We start from the raw sequence: 16,093 nt of genomic DNA, 5'->3' as shown, positions 1-16,093 counted from the left end.
TTGTGCGGTTGATCAGAAATTGCGCGTGTTAAACGGCGTGTAGTTGTCCGACAGGCAGTCGCGGCTGATGATGATTTTCATAACCTCTGAACTGCCTGCGTAGATGGTGGCAATCTTGGCGTCCGTACACTGGCGGCTGATGGGATATTCATCCATGAACCCGGCGCCGCCGTGCAACTGGACCCCGAGGTCCGCCGAGGCCACCTGCAATTCGCTGGTGACCAACTTGGCCTTGGCGGCATCCACCGCCGTCAGGGCGCTATTATTGAACGCTCGCACGCACTGGTCGACATAAATTTGCGCAATATCGAGCTGCGTGCGCATCTCGGCCAGTTTGAACTGGGTATTCTGGAACGCCGCCAGTGGTTTGCCAAAGACCTTGCGCTCACGTACGAATTCGGCGGTCAGGTCCCAGGACAGCTGGGCCGCTGCCAGGTAGCCGCAGGCACCTATCAGGCGCTCCTCCGCCAGCCCTTCCATCAGGTAGATGAAGCCCTTGCCCGGCTCACCGAGGACATTGGCCTTGGGCACCTTGACGTCGTTGAAGAACAGCTCGGCGGTGTCCTGGGCCTTCATCCCCATTTTCTTCAGGTTGCGGCCTCGCTCGAAGCCTTCCATGCCACGCTCCGCAATGAACAGGGTCATGTGGTGGGGATTGTTCTCGGGGTCGGTCTTGGCCGCCACGATCACCACATCGGCGTTTATCCCGTTGGAAATATAGGTCTTGGAACCATTCAACACCCAGTGATCACCTGCCTCCACAGCGGTTGAGCGCATGCCGGCGAGATCGCTGCCGGCATCCGGCTCGGTCATGGCGATGGCCAGAATGGCCTCCCCGCTGACACACCGCGGCAGGAAACGCAGGCACTGTTCCTCGCTGCCGAAGCGGGTAAAATAGGGACCGACCAGGCGCCCATGCAAGGTGCTGTACCAGTCGCCCGCCCGGGCGTAGGCGGTCTCCTCAATAATCACTTGCTCGAAGCGAAAATCGGGGTCTCCCATGCCGCCGTACTTCTCCTCCGGCCAGACCATCAGGAACCCCTGCTCCCCCGCCTTGCGAAAAGCGGAGCGGTCGACAATTCCGGCCTCTCGCCAGGACTCCATATGTGGCACAATCTCGGTGGCGAGGAATTTTCGATAGGCATCCCGAAACATGTTCTGTTCACCGGTGAAGTCGCGTTGCAGCATATCTTTTGCCTCTGATGGATAAACTAAGTGCACTTGCCAGTATGTGCAGCAGCGTCAACGCCAGCAATGACCTGTGCCGACAAATAAATTGACCTAAACTGACAGCGCCATTAGACAGGGCCCAAGCCACCGATGCACATCAGTTTCGCCGAGCATATCGTATTCGCCCACTACGGCCTGGTGGTAGCACTTGTCTGCGCCCAGATGCTGGTGCTGTATGCCCTCAGCGATGTCGCGAGGCCTCCGGCCGGGCTGGGATTCTACAGTGTCTACTTCATGACGGCACTACTGGCCTGGATCGCCTTCACGGTGGCCGAAGTCGCCAATCTGGCAGTGGCGGTGAATGTGCCTGCAGTAGCCGCCATGATCAGCAGCTACCTGCTGCTGCTGGCCATCATGCAACGCGCGGATATACAGCGCGGCCGCTATGTCATTGGAGTCGGGTTCGCAGGCGCCTGCCTCGCGGTCTTCTTTCTCGATCCTGCCCCCATGTTGCAGGTCTACGGGGCCGCGACGGGGCTGGGATGGGGCATGCTGGCCGCGATCTCCGGACTCCGGGCCCTGCGCTCACGCAACGCTGGCGACGGCATTATCTGCCTGGGCGGCTTGGCCATGCTGGGCGCAATGCTGGCGTTCTTCCTGGCCATTCTACCCCGGGGCATTGATCCGGTTACCGCGACAGGGATTGCCTACGCCCTGCACAGCGGCGCTCACGTTCTGGTGGTAATCGGTTTCCTCGCCAGTATTGTGGTCGACCAGCGGCACCAGCTCCTGCGCCAGAATACCCTGGACCCCCTGACCCGCCTGCTCAACCGCCGCGGGCTGGAACAGGCATTGCACGTAACCCTGGCCAACGCCAGTCGCCACGGGCAGGCGACTGCCGCGGTGATGCTCAACATCGATCACCTGCAGCGGCTCAATGACCACTTCGGCGCGGACATCGGCGACAAGGTGATACAACAGGTCTCCCAGTGCCTGGAGGGCGAGTGCCGCGCCAGCGACGTTGTCTCCCGCTATGACGGCGACACCTTCCTGGCGATACTGCCCAATTCGGATCTCGCCTCGGCCCGGAAATTGGCAGAGCGTATCCGTGGGCAGCTCGCGAGCGCCTCGCTGCAGGTGGCGGACCAATCGATTGCGGTTACCGTCAGTCTGGGGATCGCCGAGGCACTGGGCGCAACCAGCCTGGACCATCTGTGCAAGGACGCAGAGCTGGCCCTGCAGCTGGCCAAGCGCGGTGGCCGCAACCGCGTAGCAGCCGTGGAACACCGTCCGGTCCAGCTCAGCAATCACCCCGCGAGGCATTGAGTGCGGGAGCTTTCGATTTCGGTCTACTTTGCCCGAGCGGTGCTGCGCAATGCTGTGGCCATTGGCCTGGACCCCATGCAACTGCTGCGCAAGAACCGGATATCTCCCCGACTGCTGTTGGAGGAAGGTGCGCGCATCTCGATTGAGCGCTTCGCTGACCTGCAGGTCAGCACCATGCTGGCAATGAACGATGAAGCCCTGGGCTACACCAGCAGGCGCCTGCCCATAGGCACCTGGTCGATGATGTGCAACGCTGTCATCGGCTGCGCAACCCTGGGCCAGGCGCTTAATCGTTACTGCCGCTTTTTCCAGCTTTTCGAAGCGACACCTTTTCCCGTGCTCGTGGAAGAGGCCGATCTGGTCCGGTTGCGGCTGCACCACGAAGGGCAAGTACCGCCTCAGCCCTACCCGGTCGAACTGATGCTGTTCAATGCCCACAGGTTCGGCAGCTGGCTGGTGCAGGAACACCTGCCGCTGCAGGTCGTCAACCTGGCCTATCCGCCCGCGGCGCGGCAGGAGGACTATCGGCGCATGTTCCTTGCCAATCCCGTCCAATTTGACAGCGAACACTGTGAACTGGTGTTCTCCACGACGCTGATGGACCGGCGTATCAGCCAGACCGAGCAGAGCCTGCGTCACTACCTGCGGCATCCGGTGCTGATGATGCTGACCCAGGATTTTTCACGCAACAGCTGGACCACGCGGGTTCGTGACCAGATCCGCCACAGCCTGCACGACATGCCGGAACTGGGTACGGTGGCAGAGTCCCTGGAGATTCACCCACAGACCCTGCGGCGGCGCCTGTCGGCGGAGGGCACCACCTTCAAGGACATCAAGAACCAGCTGCGGCGCGACACCGCGCTGCATTATCTGGGCAAGCAGGGTCTCTCGATCGAGGAAATCGCCTGCCGCTCGGGCTTTTCCGAATCGAGCGCCTTCATCCGCGCCTTCAAGGGCTGGACCGGCGTTACTCCCTATACCTACCGCAAGGGGCTCTGAACCCCACGGGAGTGCTCGCAGGCACGCACTCGTCTATAGTGAGAGATCACTGCCGCCGCTGACAGAGAAGGAGAACACTGTGCGCATTGCTATACGAGGCCTGGCATACGTCTACATCGCCTACCTCGTTGTCACCTTCCTGGTCCTGCTCCCGGCGCTGAACTTTCTCCCGCCCTGGCTGGCGCGGGAGCACTGGCAGCGCACTCTCACCACCGAGCTTGTTCTCTTCAACCCCTTTACCCTGGCCCTGGAGGTACGGGGGGCCGCCCTGAGCGAGCCGGACGGGACGCGCTTCCTGGATTTCCAACGGGCGGAAATCAACCTCTCCCTGGCCAGCCTGGTCCAACCCGGACTGGTGTTCGACAGGGTGGCGCTGAAGGAGCTGAACCTTGATTTGCAGCGCTTTGCCGACGGAAGCCTGAACATCAGCGATCTGCTGCCCGCGCCAGCCGCGGCCACGGCACCCCCCGAGACCGAGACCGGTGAACTGCCGGCCCTCACCATCGACGCACTGGAGTTGGGCGCAGCGCGCATAGCATTCACCGACCACCAGCACCCCGGAAGCTTCAACACTCAGCTGGAGACACTTGAGCTGACGGCCACGGGGCTGTCCACCGTTGCCGAAGCGGACCAACCTTTCCGCCTGAGCGTTCAGAGCGAGGGCGGGGGGCGCCTGCTGGGACAGGGTGCACTGTCGCTGGCTGCGGGCAGCAGCAGCGGCAGCCTGACCATGGACAACATTGACCTGCGTCCTTTCTGGCGCTTCGCGGAGCCGTGGCTTGCTTTCGAGCTCGACAGCAGCCGTGTCGACCTGTCGCTGCAGTACGCTGCCAACTGGCAGCAGGCCCTGGATTTCACTGTAAGCGATGGCAAGCTCGCAGTCTCCGACACCCGGATCCACCCCCGCACCGACAGCGAACTGCCGGATACCGGGGTGGCACTCGGCACGCTTGTGGTGAGTGACATCAACGTGAACGGGGGACGCCAAACCCTCGACATCGGGCGCGTGACCGCGGACGGGCTGGCGCTGAGCGGCTGGAGCGAGGGGAGCACGGTGAGCCTGGCGGAGCTGTTCGCGCTGCCAGCCGGCGCAGCGAATGAGGAGCGGGAGGCGACGGCGGACTTCCCCTGGCGCCTGCGGCTGGGGCTGTTCCAGCTGCGCGACAGCGAACTCGCCTGGCGCAGCGAGTTCACCGAGCCCAGCCTGCTGACAGTGCGGCCACTGACCGCTGAAGTGCGTGATATTCGCTGGCCCACCGAGGGGGCGAGCCCGCTGAGCCTGGCCCTGCGGGTAAACAATCTGGCCAGCCTGGAGGCGGAGGGCGGCGTGGACGCGGGCACCGGCAGCGTGGATCTCGCGTTTACCCTGCAGGGGTTGCCGCTGGGCTGGCTCGCCCCCAACCTGCCATCCATCCTGAAAGCTACCATCAGCAGCGGAGAAGCGCGCAGTGCCGGCCGCATCACGCTGCACGATTTCCAGCCGGAGACCCTGGCGCTGGAAGGCGCAGTAACAGGGTTTGCGATGGTCCTCCGTGGCGCCGAGGATGCGCTCACCCTCTGGGACAATCTGTACTGGCAAGGGCTGACCGTGGACCTGCGGGAACGCAACGTCAACCTGGCGGAATTGCACCTTGAGGGCTACCAGGGCCGCCTGCATATCCAGGAAGACGGCAGCATCAACCTGCAGCGCCTGCTGGAGCAGGAGGGCCCGGGCAGTCCAGAGCCAGAACGAGAGCCCGACGCTCCGCCGGGCCCGGCGCCTGAGCCCGAGCCCGCGGAAAGCGCGCCCTGGCGGTTCAGCGCCCCGGCCATTTTCATTGCCAACAGCGCCCTCGACTTCCAGGACGAATCGCTACCGATCCAGTTTCGCACAGTCATCGGCGATCTCGATGGCACCCTGACCAACCTCAGCAGTGACCCCGGGCAACAGCTGCAGGTGGACCTGAAGGGCTCGGTTGACGGCTATGCGCCGGTCACCCTCACCGGCACCGCGAGCCCGCTGCGCTCGCCTCCTGCGCTGGACCTCGAATTGACTTTCCGCGGTGTCGATATGTCGCGCCTTACCCCCTATTCGGGTACCTACGCCGGCTACGCGATTGAGCGAGGCACCCTCAATGCCACGCTGGGCTATCGCCTTGAGGACACCCGGCTGCAGGGGGACAACCGGATCGTGATCAACCAGCTCAAACTGGGTGATCGAGTGGTTAGCGACAAGGCCCTTGACCTGCCTTTGCGCCTGGGAATTGCCCTTCTCACCGACAGCAACGGGGTCATCGACCTCGCGGTGCCGGTCAGCGGTGACGTCAACAATCCGCAGTTCAGCCTCGGCAGCGTAATCGCCGGCGCCTTCACGAATCTGCTCACCCGGGCAGTTACCGCGCCCTTCAGCCTGCTCGCCAGCCTGGTAGGCAGCAGCGAGGATCTGCAGACCGTGGATTTCGCCGCCGGCGGCAGCGAACTGGACAGCCACGGACAGACCAAACTGCGCGACCTTGCCGCCGCCATGCAGCAGCGACCGGGCTTGCGGCTGCTGGTTGAGGGGCGCATAGATCCGGCTACCGACCGCGCCCGCCTGCAGGAACAGCTGCTGCAGGCAGCACTGCGGGATCAAGGGCTCAGCGCAGAGGACATCAGCGCGCGCAGCGAAGCCTGGGGAGCCGCGATAGCCGAGCGCTACGCAGGGCTCGATGGTGCCCATGCGCTGGGGTCCGAAGCTGCCGCACCGTCCCTGCTGCAGCAGGCCCGTATCCTGCGTGACCACTGGCCGGTCCCGGACAGCGCGCTGGCGGCGCTTGCCAGTGATCGCGCCGCCAGCTGCAAGCGGTTTCTGGTCACTGAGGGCGGAGTGGATCCCGAGCGTATCGTCGTGGCTTCCCCCCAGCCCGAGGCTGAAACCAATACTTTCAGCGGCGTGGAACTGTCGGTGGAGACCTGAGGCCTCGCCTCAAGCCGCGGGCAGCAGCGGCGCCTTGCAGTAACGGCACAGGTAGCGAGCCCGGCCCTCGCTCATACGCCTGTGGCGCACAGTCGTCACTTCGTGTGCGCGGCAAGCGCAGCGGTATGCGTGGCGCCGCTGGCGGCGGACCGGTACGCCGTCCAGATCCAGCTTGAAGGTGACCTCCGGAGGCAGACCGAAGCCCCGCATCAGCCGCTGCCATTCCGGCCCATGGGGGCGCACCCGGCCCCGGTGACGCTGGCAATGTACCGCGTAGTGCGCCACTTCATGCGGGACAGTGAACTGCAGGCTGTCCTCGAAGTGGAGGGCAAAAATCCAGGGGTTAAAGCGAATCCAGCACTCTTCGCCCCGGGCCCGAAACATGCCGGCCGTGGCGCCGCCAAGGTCAAACAGCACGGGCACCGGTTTCAGCGGCAGGGCCACCAGCTTTGCCGCGCGCTCAATCCAGGCTGCGGTGGCAACCAGTACCTGAGCCCGCTGCTGCGGGTCGATCGGGCGCACCCGCTGCGGTTTTTCCGGGTTGTCGGAAAGCGTCATGGCTGCAAGTCTAACCGGATCCGGGCAAGGGGTTAATGGGCTCGCTCCTGGCACAACTGTAACCAGAGCCGGAGCCCCGCCGTGTGGTACTTGTGGCGGTGCAGCACAATATTGAGCTGGCGGCTGAAATCGCGCCCCGGCACGCGCAGCGGCACCAGGGAACCGCGGGCGAAGGCCTCCTCCAGACTGATCCGGGAAAGGCACCCCACCCCCAGGCCCGCCTCCACAGCCCGCTTGATCGCTTCCGTGTGCTGTAACTCCAGCACCACCCGCAGTTCCGGCAACAGGCCGTGCATGGCCCGCTCAAAGGTCTGCCTGGTACCAGAGCCGGGTTCGCGGACGATCCAGTCCAGCTGCAGCAGGTCCCGGTCACTCAGCGCCCGGCGCCGCGCCAGCGGGTGACCCGGCGCGGCGAACACCACCAGCTCATCGGCCTGCCAGTGTTCGCTGTGCAAATCCGCATGCACGAATTCACCCTCCACCAGGCCGATATCCAGCTCAAAATTTGCCACACCTTCCGCGATCGCCGCTGTGTTGGCGACGGTCAAGGCGACATCCGCACCCGGATGACGCTGGCGGAAATCCGCGATCATGGGCACCGCCAGGTAATTGCCGATGGTCAGGGTCGCGCCTACCTGCAGGCGGCCGCTGACCTCATCCCCGGACAGGGACTGCTCAAAGGCCCTGGCGCGGGCCAACAAATCCTCCGCGGCCGGGCGCAGCTGGCGCCCCAGTTCGCTCAGGCGCAGGCGCTTGCCGATACGGTCGAACAGCTGGACATCAAACTGTTGCTCCAGCTCGCGCAGTGAACCGCTGGCCGCGGACTGGGACATGGCCAGACTGGCGGCGGCGCGACTGACGTTTTCATGGTGGGCCGTGGCGAGGAACACTTCCAGTTGCCTCAGGGAATAGCGCACGAGCCGCTCCTATATTTTAAAAATCGATATAGTATATCCATAATTACCGTTTTACCAATAACGCAGCAGAGCCTAGGCTAGCGGCAGTGATATTTCATCTGACAAAGGTACGATTCATGGCAACGCTGCTGCGCGAACAGGTAACCGAGGTCCACCACTGGACAGAACGGCTGTTCAGCTTCAAGACCACCCGCAACCCGGGCTTCCGCTTCGAAAATGGCCATTTCACCATGATCGGGCTGGAGCGGGATGGCAAGCCCCTGCTGCGGGCTTACAGCATGGCCAGCGCAAACCACGAAGACCAGCTGGAGTTCTTCAGCATCAAGGTCGCTGACGGCCCGCTCACTTCCCGCCTGCAGAACATTCGCGTCGGGGACGAACTGCTGGTCAACAGCAAGGCCACCGGAACCCTGGTGGTGGACAATCTGCTGCCGGGAAAAAACCTGTACCTGCTCGGCACCGGCACCGGTCTCGCGCCCTTCCTCAGCATTATCAAGGATCCGGCGATCTACGAGCGTTTCGACCGGGTCATCCTCGCCCACGGCTGCCGCCATGTCAGCGAACTGGCCTATCAGGACAGCATCACCCGGGAGTTGCCCGAGCATGAGTTTCTCGGCGAGGAAGTCCGGGAAAAACTGCGTTACTACCCCACCGTGACCCGCGAGGCATTCCGCAACACCGGGCGCCTCACCGAGCTGCTGAGCAGCGGCAAACTGCCCGCCGATCTTGGCCTGGAGGCCATTGATTTAGAGCGGGACCGGTTCATGATCTGTGGCAGCCCCAGCATGCTCAAGGATATGACCCGGCTGCTGGACGAGCGTGGATTCAAGGAATCCCGCCACGGCAAGGCGGCCCACTACGTCATCGAGCGGGCGTTCGTCGAGAGCTGATCACTGTGCATCGGCAACCTGCAGGGACTCCCGCAGTTCACGCTTGAGGAACTTGCCGTTGGCATTGCGCGGCAGGGGCTCCGGCAGCAGCCAGATATAGCGCGGCACCTTGTAGGGTGCCAGCAGGCCGGCGCAGTGGGCGCGCAGGTGGCTGGCATCCACCTCGGCAGCGGGGCGCAAGTACACTGCAGCGCCCACCTCCTCTCCCAGCCGCTCATCGGCAACCGCGAACACGACACACTCGGCCACGCCATCGTGGGCAAACAGCGCATTCTCCACTTCCGCGCAGTAGATATTCTCGCCCCCGCGCAACACCATGTCCTTGGCCCGATCGACCAGGAAAATGAATCCCTCGTCGTCGATATAGGCAATATCTCCCGTGTGCAGCCAGCCATCGGTAATCGCCTCGGCGGTGGCGTCGGGGCGGTTCAGGTAACCCTTGATGACCGGCGCACCGCGCACCCACAGCTCACCGATCGCATTGGCTTCGAGGTCCTCTCCGGAAGCGCCGACACACTTGGCCTCGAAGGTAGGCATCGCCGGACCGACACTCGCCGGCTTGTCGACGAAGAATTCCGCGGACACGGCGGCGATGATGCCGCAGGTCTCGGTCATGCCGTAACCCGTGTTGGGTCGGGCGGACTGCGAACGCTGCTGGATCTTCGCCACCAGATCGGGCTGCAGCGCCGCGCCACCGCCGCCGAGAACGGTCAGCGAGGACGTATCGCGGCGGGCGAAATCCGGGTGCATGATGATCTCTCTCGCCATCATCGGCACACCGTTGAAAGTGCTAATGCGCTCCTCCTCGATCAACCTCAGCGCCTCTGCCGGATCCCACTTGTACATGTGCACCAGTTTGCCGCCCGCTACGGTCGTGGCCTGGGCAACACAGTTGTTGGCGGTCACGTGGAACAGAGGCGTTGCCACCAGTGAATTGGGCGCCGGTGTTGAGCCCGGCGCTGGCGGCGCCACACCGCGAGCCAGCGCCACGGCAATCGGCTGTACCGTGTTGATAAAGGCGACGTTCATGATATTGGCAACACAACCGCGGTGGGTAAGGCGCGCGCCCTTGGGCCGGCCAGTGGTGCCGGACGTGTAGAAAATACAGGCGTCGTCATCGGGGTCGATGCTCACCGAGGGCAATGCCGGCTCCGCATTGATCAACTCCACCCAGTCGGTTGCCCAGTCCGGGGCCTCCTGTTGCAGGCGAATGGCTACCACCTTCAGCCCGGGAAACCTGTCGCGCAGCTCCTCGAATCGCTGCAGGCGTTCCCGGTCACAGAGCAGCACCACGGGCGCCGAGTCCTCCAGCGCGAACGCCATTTCGTGGGCCACCCACCAGGCATTCATGCCCACTACCACAGCACCCATGGAGGTAATGGCCCAATAGGCCAGCATCCATTCGGGATAGTTGCGCATTGCTATGGCAACGCGGTCACCGGGCTTTACCCCCTGCTTCTGCAACCAGTGCGCGATACTGGCGGTGAACGTCTGGGCCTGGGCATAGGTGCAGCGCTCTCCCGCGAACACCAGGTATTCCCGATCCGCGTGTGCCGCGGTGCCCAGCCAGACCTCGCGCAGAGAGGGCGGCGCATGGCGGTAGCTGCGCAGCGGCACACCGCCGACATCGACCTTGGTGACCTCAAAGGGCTGCCCGGGAGCCGTAAGCTGCTGCCATGCCTGGCTCAAATGTTCGTACACTGCGCGACCTCTGTTAGACTTGTGGCTTCGCGGAAGCGGCAGCATACCCCGAGCTGCCCAGCCGCTCAATGCCGCGGGCAGCTTGAGTCCTGCGGTCAAGTTTTTTGTCGCCGCACGTCATTGCCCGGCCATCAGCCGGGCGCCAGACTACGCCGTCGATTGACTCTGACAACAAGGATACGCATGAGCGCGCAGCAAATTGATACCGAGCGGCTTGCCGCCTACCTCGCAGACTATATCCCCGGGCTCGACAAGGGGCTCACGGCGGAGAAATTTCCCGGTGGCCAGTCCAACCCCACGTTCAAGCTCAGCGCCAACGGACAATCCTACGTCCTGCGCCGCAAACCGCCGGGAGAACTGCTGCCCTCAGCCCACGCGGTGGACCGTGAATTCCGCGTTATTTCCGCCCTGCAGGGCACCGACGTGCCCGTACCCCGCACCTATGTACTCTGCGAGGACGAGTCTGTACTCGGCTCCATGTTCTATGTGATGGAGTACATGGATGGGCGAATTCTCTGGGACCCGGTGCTCCCCGATGCTGCGGACAACGCCGAGCGCAGCGCAATCTACGACTCCATGAACAAGACCCTGGCGGCGTTGCACAGCGTCAACGTCGAGTCGGTGGGGCTTGCGGACTACGGCAAGCCGGGGAATTACTTCGAACGCCAGCTCGGGCGCTGGACCAAACAGTACCGGGCCTCGGAGACCGAAACCATGGCGGACATGGAGACCCTGCTGAAGTGGCTGCCCGCCAACATGCCAGAGGACGATGGCACCGTCAGCCTGGTCCACGGGGACTATCGTCTGGACAACATGATGTTTCACGCTACCGAGCCCCGGGTTATCGCCCTGCTGGACTGGGAGCTGTCCACCCTCGGGCACCCGCTCGCAGACCTTGCCAACCAGTGCATGGCCTGGATGCTCCCGCGCGACAGCAGCATGAAGGGCCTGGCAGGTGTCGACCGCCAATCACTCGGCATTCCCAGCGATGAAGAATACATAGCCCGCTACTGTGAGCGCACCGGGCGCGATGGCATAGACAACTGGAACTTCTACCTGGTGTTCTCGTTGTTCCGCCTCGCGGCCATCGTCCAGGGGATCAAGAAGCGGGCCCAGATCGGCACTGCCTCCAGCGCCGAGGCAGATGCCCGCGGCAATCTGGTGGGGCCACTGTCACAGCTCGCGGTCCAGCTGATCGAGTGAAGCCGGGCGCGGCAGACCCAGCTGTGTGCGGCGGTCATCCGTCTGCGTTGCGGATGCGTATCCTTGCACCATGAACACCGCTGACAGTCAATGCGCCACTGACACTCTGTACTACGATGGCAGGTGCCCACTGTGCACGGCGGAAATGGCCCGCCTGGGCCAGCTCTGCGACAACACTCTGGAGCTGAGCGACATCCACGCAATGGCTCCCGACCCGTCGCTACCGGAGCGGGACACACTCCTGCGCACCCTGCACCTGCGTACCGCCGACGGACGCCTGCTGACCGGTATCGATGCCAACGTGGCAGCGTGGCAGCACACTCGCCTCGGACCTCTGTGGCGCTGGCTGCGCTGGCCCCTGGTGCGACCGGTTGCCAACGTCGTCTATCGCCTGTGGGCAGAACGCCGTTACCGCCGCCTCTACTCCTGACACGGAAGCAGAACATGCTTTTTACCAGCAAGGACATCGCCGCCCTGGACTCGCGCTATCGCGCCGCTCTGGTGAACTCCCTGAGCGGCTTCAAGCCGGCCAATCTGGTCGGCACGGCTGATCGCAGCGGGGGAAGCAATCTCGCCATTATCAGCTCGGTGGTGCATCTTGGCTCCCACCCTCCCCTGCTGGCGCTGGTCATCCGCCCCAGCCCGGTCGAACGCCATACACTGGAGAACATTCTCGACACCGGTTGCTACACGATCAACCACGTCAGTGACCAGATTATCGAGGCTGCGCACCAGACAGCTGCCCGCTATCCTCGCGAGCAATCGGAGTTTGCCGCTACCGGGCTGAGCGAATACCGGATAGACGGCTTCGCCGCGCCTTTTGTCGAGGAAGCGGCAATCCGCATGGGCATGGAGTTACGTGAGCACAAGCAGCTGGAAATCAACGCCACTCATTTCCTGATCGGCGAGATAGTGCTGGCCGAAGTACCCGAGCGCTGCCTTGGCGACGACGGCGCGGTGGATATCTGCGCCGCGGGCACGGTCGCCCTGAGCGGCCTGGACAGTTACTACGGCACACGCCGCCTGCGGCGCATGGCCTACGCCAAGCCTGACCTGCCGCCGACAGCCATCAACTGAACCCCGCCCCCCTTGCCGGGGCTCAGGCCGCGGCGACCCGGTCTCCGCCAGTTGCGTCACCCTTGTCGCTACCACCCCCGGCACCCGCCGCGTTCGGCCGCTTGCGGCTGCTTTTGCCGCGGCCGCGCGACTTGGCCGCGGCGATGCCGACAGCACCCCGCTGCGCCTCGCGATCTGCCCGCGTCGGTGGCGGCCGCCGGCGCGATGCGCGGGGCCGCCGGTATTCCTCAGAGTTGGGCCGCAGGTCCCCATATTCGAAGCGGTGCAGAATCTCCTCCATGGTGCGGCTGATCTTGGTGCAGATCCGTATGGTCTCGACACTGGGGAAACAGGAATGCGCCCCACCCTGCATCAGAGCCACCAGCTCCTTCTCGGACAGGTGCGACAGAATCTTGGCCGGATTGTACCAGCGGAAACTGGGCACGATATTGATGTCGCCGCTGTACTCCTGGTCCAGCAGGGAGTGGATACCGTTCATCAGCAGGTTGAAGCGGGGCCAGTTATCGCCCTTCTTCTGCACCATGCCGCGATAGAAATTCAACACCTCACGACCGATGCCCACGCCGAGACTGCCCAGTGCCGCGGTCAGGCCACTGGTCTTGCGATTGCCACGCAGGAACGGGGTCGCAATCGGGTTTACCATGCTGACAATGTAGTGGTTCGTACTGTAGAGCCGCGACAGCCGCTTGGCGGGCAAGTCATCGGCGATGGAGCCGTCAACCCATTTGCGGGTGGGCAGGTAGGGCTGGGCCTCGTCGTGGGCGTTCTTCGCCATCAACATGACCGGCGGGAATACCCCGGGTACCGCACAGGAAGCCATCACCGCCGAACGCACGTAGACGTTGGGCGAAGTAATGGCATTCAGCAGTCGCGAGCGCTGGTGCGTCTCCGCCGGAGCCACCGTGATGCTGATCTGCCGCCCGGTCTTTTCATAGGCTTCCTGGAAGGTCATTTCCGGGATCAGGCGGGCGATGATTTTCCCCAGGTCGCTGACATCGATCTGGGGATTGCGACCAAAGAACATGCGCGAGAACACGCTGGCTTCGCGCTCGGCCTCGAAATGCACGTTGTCGGGGTCGAAAAAGTGCTCCAGTTCGGTGTCAGTATGAGTCCCCACGACGCCCGCCACCAGCGAGCCGGCGCTGGAGCCGGAGATCACCCGCGGCAACAGGCCCTGCTCCAGCAGCGTTTTGACCACACCGAGGTGGTAGAAACCGAGCACCCCGCCGCCGCTCAGCATCAGGGCCGAGCGGCCGAAGCATATGTTGGCCCGGTAGAAGAAATCCAGCTTCTGCTGCAGCGTCACCTCGTCAGTTTTCAGTTCTGCCAGGAAACGCAGCGAATCGTCGACCTCGTCAATATACTGCTCGATCAGGTGCTTGGTGCCGAACTTGGCGCGCTGGTAGAGGGTGCTGCGTCCCATCCCGCCCATGTTGCCGTGGATACCCTCATTGAGGGTGAACAGCAGGCCCTGGTAGTCGTGGCGGGAACGCAGGCTGCGCAGTCGGTCCAGGCGCAGGCGGATCTGGCTGTAGTCATACTGGCGGGTCTGGTCGACCTCGCGCCAGCGGCGCAGGCCGGACAATTCATCGTGTTGCAGCGCCGCCTCGCGCCATTCATCGTAGGAATTGCAACTCGCCATTTGCCGTTCCAAAAGCGCGAGCTTGCGGGATGTTCTCACGGGCTGACCTCTCTGCTGTCCCATCTTTTCCCAGCATACTGCAAACCGGCGCCCGGGCACAGGTTCAATCAGGCCATACCGGGAGCCGGCCCGGGCCGATATCCAGCCCCCGCAGCCGCCAAGAGTTGTGGCCGCTGACCTGTCAGTCGGAGCCGTTCTTGCCGGATTCTAGCGTGTCGCCCTTCTCATCCGTGCGGGTGGCACCGCGGTAAGCATCGGCCAGGTGCCGCTTGTACATCTTGCCGTTGTCCAGCCGCGGCAATTCACGATGGAAGTCCAGTGACCGCGGCAACTTGATATGGGAGATGCGCTCACGCAGCCACTCCATGATCTCGATCGCCACCTCGTCAGTGGCGTCGGCCCAGTTCATGGGCTGGATAACAGCCTTGACCTCTTCCCCGAACTCCTCGCTGGGAATCCCGAACACGGCGACATCCGCCACCTTGTCATGAGTGATCAGCAGGTTCTCGATTTCCTGCGGGTAGATATTCACGCCACCACTGATGATCATGAAGTGCTTGCGATCCGTCAGGTAAAGAAAGCCGTCCCGGTCGAGGTAGCCGATGTCGCCGGTGGTCGCCCAGCCCCGTTCATTGAAGGCTTCGGCAGTCTTGCCGGGCTCGTTGTGATACTTGAACTGAGCCTGCTCGCCGCTGAAATACACGGTGCCGATCTCACCGGGAGGCAACTCGTTGCCATCGTCATCGAGGATATGAATAGCGCCCATCAGCGAGGGACCCACGGAGCCCTTGTGGGTGAGCCAGTTGGCAGAGTCGATAATGGTGATACCGATACCTTCGCTGGCCGCGTAGTACTCGACGATGACTTCGCCCCACCACTCGATCATTTTCTCTTTCACTTCGATCGGGCACGGCGCAGCGGCGTGAATGGCAAACTGCATGCTGCCGAGATCGTACTTGTTGCGCACGTCTTCCGGCAGCTTCAGCATCCGCACAAACATGATCGGCACCCACTGGCTGTGGGTGGCGCGGTGCTCCTCGATCAGCGCCAGTGCGGCCTCGGGCTCAAACGTTTCCATCACCACGGTGGTGCCGCCCTGGTACAGGGTCATCATGTTGTAGTGCAGCGGCGCCGCGTGATACAGCGGCGCCGGTGACAAGTAGACCGTTTCCTCGCTGAAGCCGAAGGCGGCACCCAGACTTCCCGCCAGAGGGTGGGGGGCATTGACGTCATCGCTGGCGGGCGGCAAAAATACGCCCTTGGGCTTGCCGGTAGTGCCGGAGGAATACAGCATGGGTACGCCGTTGGCCTCGTCGGCGATGCGCTCCGCAGGCTGCAGGCCGGCGCTGTCATCCCAGGATTCGAAGCCGTCAAGCAGCCCGTCAACCATGTAAAAATGCCGGATTCCCCCTTTGTTGGCCGCGAGTACCTCGGCGGCCACACCGGCCAGGTCGTGTGACGCTATAAACAGCCGGGCGCCGCAATTTTCCAGGATGTAGGCGGTTTCATCGCGTTTCAGATGGGTACTGATGGGGGTAAAAATCAGGCCTGCACGCTGGGCCCCCCAGCAGATCTCGAGGAACTGGCGGCAGTTCAGCAGCATCATGCCGATATGGTCGCCCTTCTTCAGGCCGAGGGAGCGGAACAGCTGCGCTGCCTGGTTGCTGCGCTCATC

General features: G+C 63.4%; 13 protein-coding genes. 7 read left to right on the top strand and 6 right to left on the bottom strand.

Annotated elements, in window-relative coordinates; all coding sequences use genetic code 11:
- Nucleotides 1-12: 12 nt before the first annotated feature.
- A complete protein-coding gene (locus tag RJQ10_RS00900; protein WP_350142677.1) occupies nt 13-1,188 on the bottom strand; it encodes an acyl-CoA dehydrogenase family protein in 1,176 nt (391 codons plus the stop codon).
- Nucleotides 1,189-1,320: 132 nt separating this feature from the next.
- On the opposite strand from RJQ10_RS00900, the gene RJQ10_RS00895 reads away from it, so the two are divergent.
- Genes RJQ10_RS00895 through RJQ10_RS00885 form a run of 3 tightly spaced genes read left to right on the top strand, consistent with a single transcriptional unit; the run spans nt 1,321 to nt 6,430 of the window.
- Nucleotides 1,321-2,496, top strand: a complete 1,176-nt coding sequence (locus RJQ10_RS00895) for a GGDEF domain-containing protein (RefSeq protein ID WP_350142675.1) — start codon at nt 1,321-1,323, stop codon at nt 2,494-2,496.
- Complete coding sequence (locus RJQ10_RS00890) at nt 2,497-3,495, top strand: AraC family transcriptional regulator (protein ID WP_350142673.1); 999 nt, start codon at nt 2,497-2,499, stop codon at nt 3,493-3,495.
- Nucleotides 3,473-6,430 carry a DUF748 domain-containing protein gene (locus RJQ10_RS00885; protein WP_502880201.1) on the top strand — a complete coding sequence of 986 codons (2,958 nt, stop codon included), beginning with the start codon at nt 3,473-3,475 and terminating at the stop codon, nt 6,428-6,430. The genes RJQ10_RS00890 and RJQ10_RS00885 overlap by 23 nt, the downstream gene beginning before the upstream one ends.
- A 9-nt stretch (nt 6,431-6,439) precedes the next feature.
- Here RJQ10_RS00885 and RJQ10_RS00880 read toward each other — a convergent pair whose 3' ends face one another.
- Nucleotides 6,440-6,988, bottom strand: a complete 549-nt coding sequence (locus RJQ10_RS00880; RefSeq protein WP_350142669.1) for a SprT family zinc-dependent metalloprotease — start codon at nt 6,986-6,988, stop codon at nt 6,440-6,442.
- 32 nt (nt 6,989-7,020) lie between these two features.
- Entirely contained in the window at nt 7,021-7,905 is an 885-nt protein-coding gene (locus RJQ10_RS00875) for a LysR substrate-binding domain-containing protein (RefSeq protein ID WP_350142667.1), read from the bottom strand.
- Between the two features lie 116 nt (nt 7,906-8,021).
- On the opposite strand from RJQ10_RS00875, the gene RJQ10_RS00870 reads away from it, so the two are divergent.
- Nucleotides 8,022-8,795: a ferredoxin--NADP reductase gene (locus RJQ10_RS00870; RefSeq protein WP_350142666.1), complete on the top strand. Its 774-nt coding sequence runs from the start codon at nt 8,022-8,024 to the stop codon at nt 8,793-8,795.
- On the opposite strand, the gene RJQ10_RS00865 is transcribed toward RJQ10_RS00870, so the two are convergent.
- A complete protein-coding gene (locus RJQ10_RS00865; protein ID WP_350142664.1) occupies nt 8,796-10,496 on the bottom strand; it encodes a class I adenylate-forming enzyme family protein in 1,701 nt (566 codons plus the stop codon).
- Between the two features lie 183 nt (nt 10,497-10,679).
- Between RJQ10_RS00865 and RJQ10_RS00860 the strand changes: the two genes are divergently transcribed.
- The 3 genes from RJQ10_RS00860 to RJQ10_RS00850 all read left to right on the top strand — a co-directional run bounded on the left by RJQ10_RS00860 (nt 10,680) and on the right by RJQ10_RS00850 (nt 12,776).
- Complete coding sequence (locus tag RJQ10_RS00860) at nt 10,680-11,699, top strand: phosphotransferase family protein (protein ID WP_350142662.1); 1,020 nt, start codon at nt 10,680-10,682, stop codon at nt 11,697-11,699.
- A 70-nt stretch (nt 11,700-11,769) separates the two neighbouring features.
- A complete protein-coding gene (locus RJQ10_RS00855) occupies nt 11,770-12,129 on the top strand; it encodes a thiol-disulfide oxidoreductase DCC family protein (protein WP_350142660.1) in 360 nt (119 codons plus the stop codon).
- 14 nt (nt 12,130-12,143) lie between these two features.
- Complete coding sequence (locus RJQ10_RS00850; RefSeq protein WP_350142658.1) at nt 12,144-12,776, top strand: flavin reductase family protein; 633 nt, start codon at nt 12,144-12,146, stop codon at nt 12,774-12,776.
- Nucleotides 12,777-12,798: 22 nt separating this feature from the next.
- Here the strand turns inward: RJQ10_RS00850 and RJQ10_RS00845 are convergent, their stop codons facing one another.
- Together RJQ10_RS00845 and RJQ10_RS00840 are read right to left on the bottom strand one after the other, a co-directional pair.
- On the bottom strand, nt 12,799-14,418 hold the full coding sequence (locus RJQ10_RS00845) for a DUF3336 domain-containing protein (RefSeq protein ID WP_350142656.1): 1,620 nt from the start codon (nt 14,416-14,418) through the stop codon (nt 12,799-12,801).
- Nucleotides 14,419-14,599: 181 nt separating this feature from the next.
- The coding region (locus tag RJQ10_RS00840; protein WP_350142654.1) for an acyl-CoA synthetase at nt 14,600-16,093 on the bottom strand (1,494 nt) is incomplete at its 5' end.

Source organism: Haliea sp. (genome assembly GCF_040222615.1).
Lineage (GTDB): Bacteria > Pseudomonadota > Gammaproteobacteria > Pseudomonadales > Halieaceae > Haliea.
The sequence above is the reverse complement of the archived record's forward strand: the minus strand, read 5'-3'. Positions and strand labels throughout refer to the sequence as shown.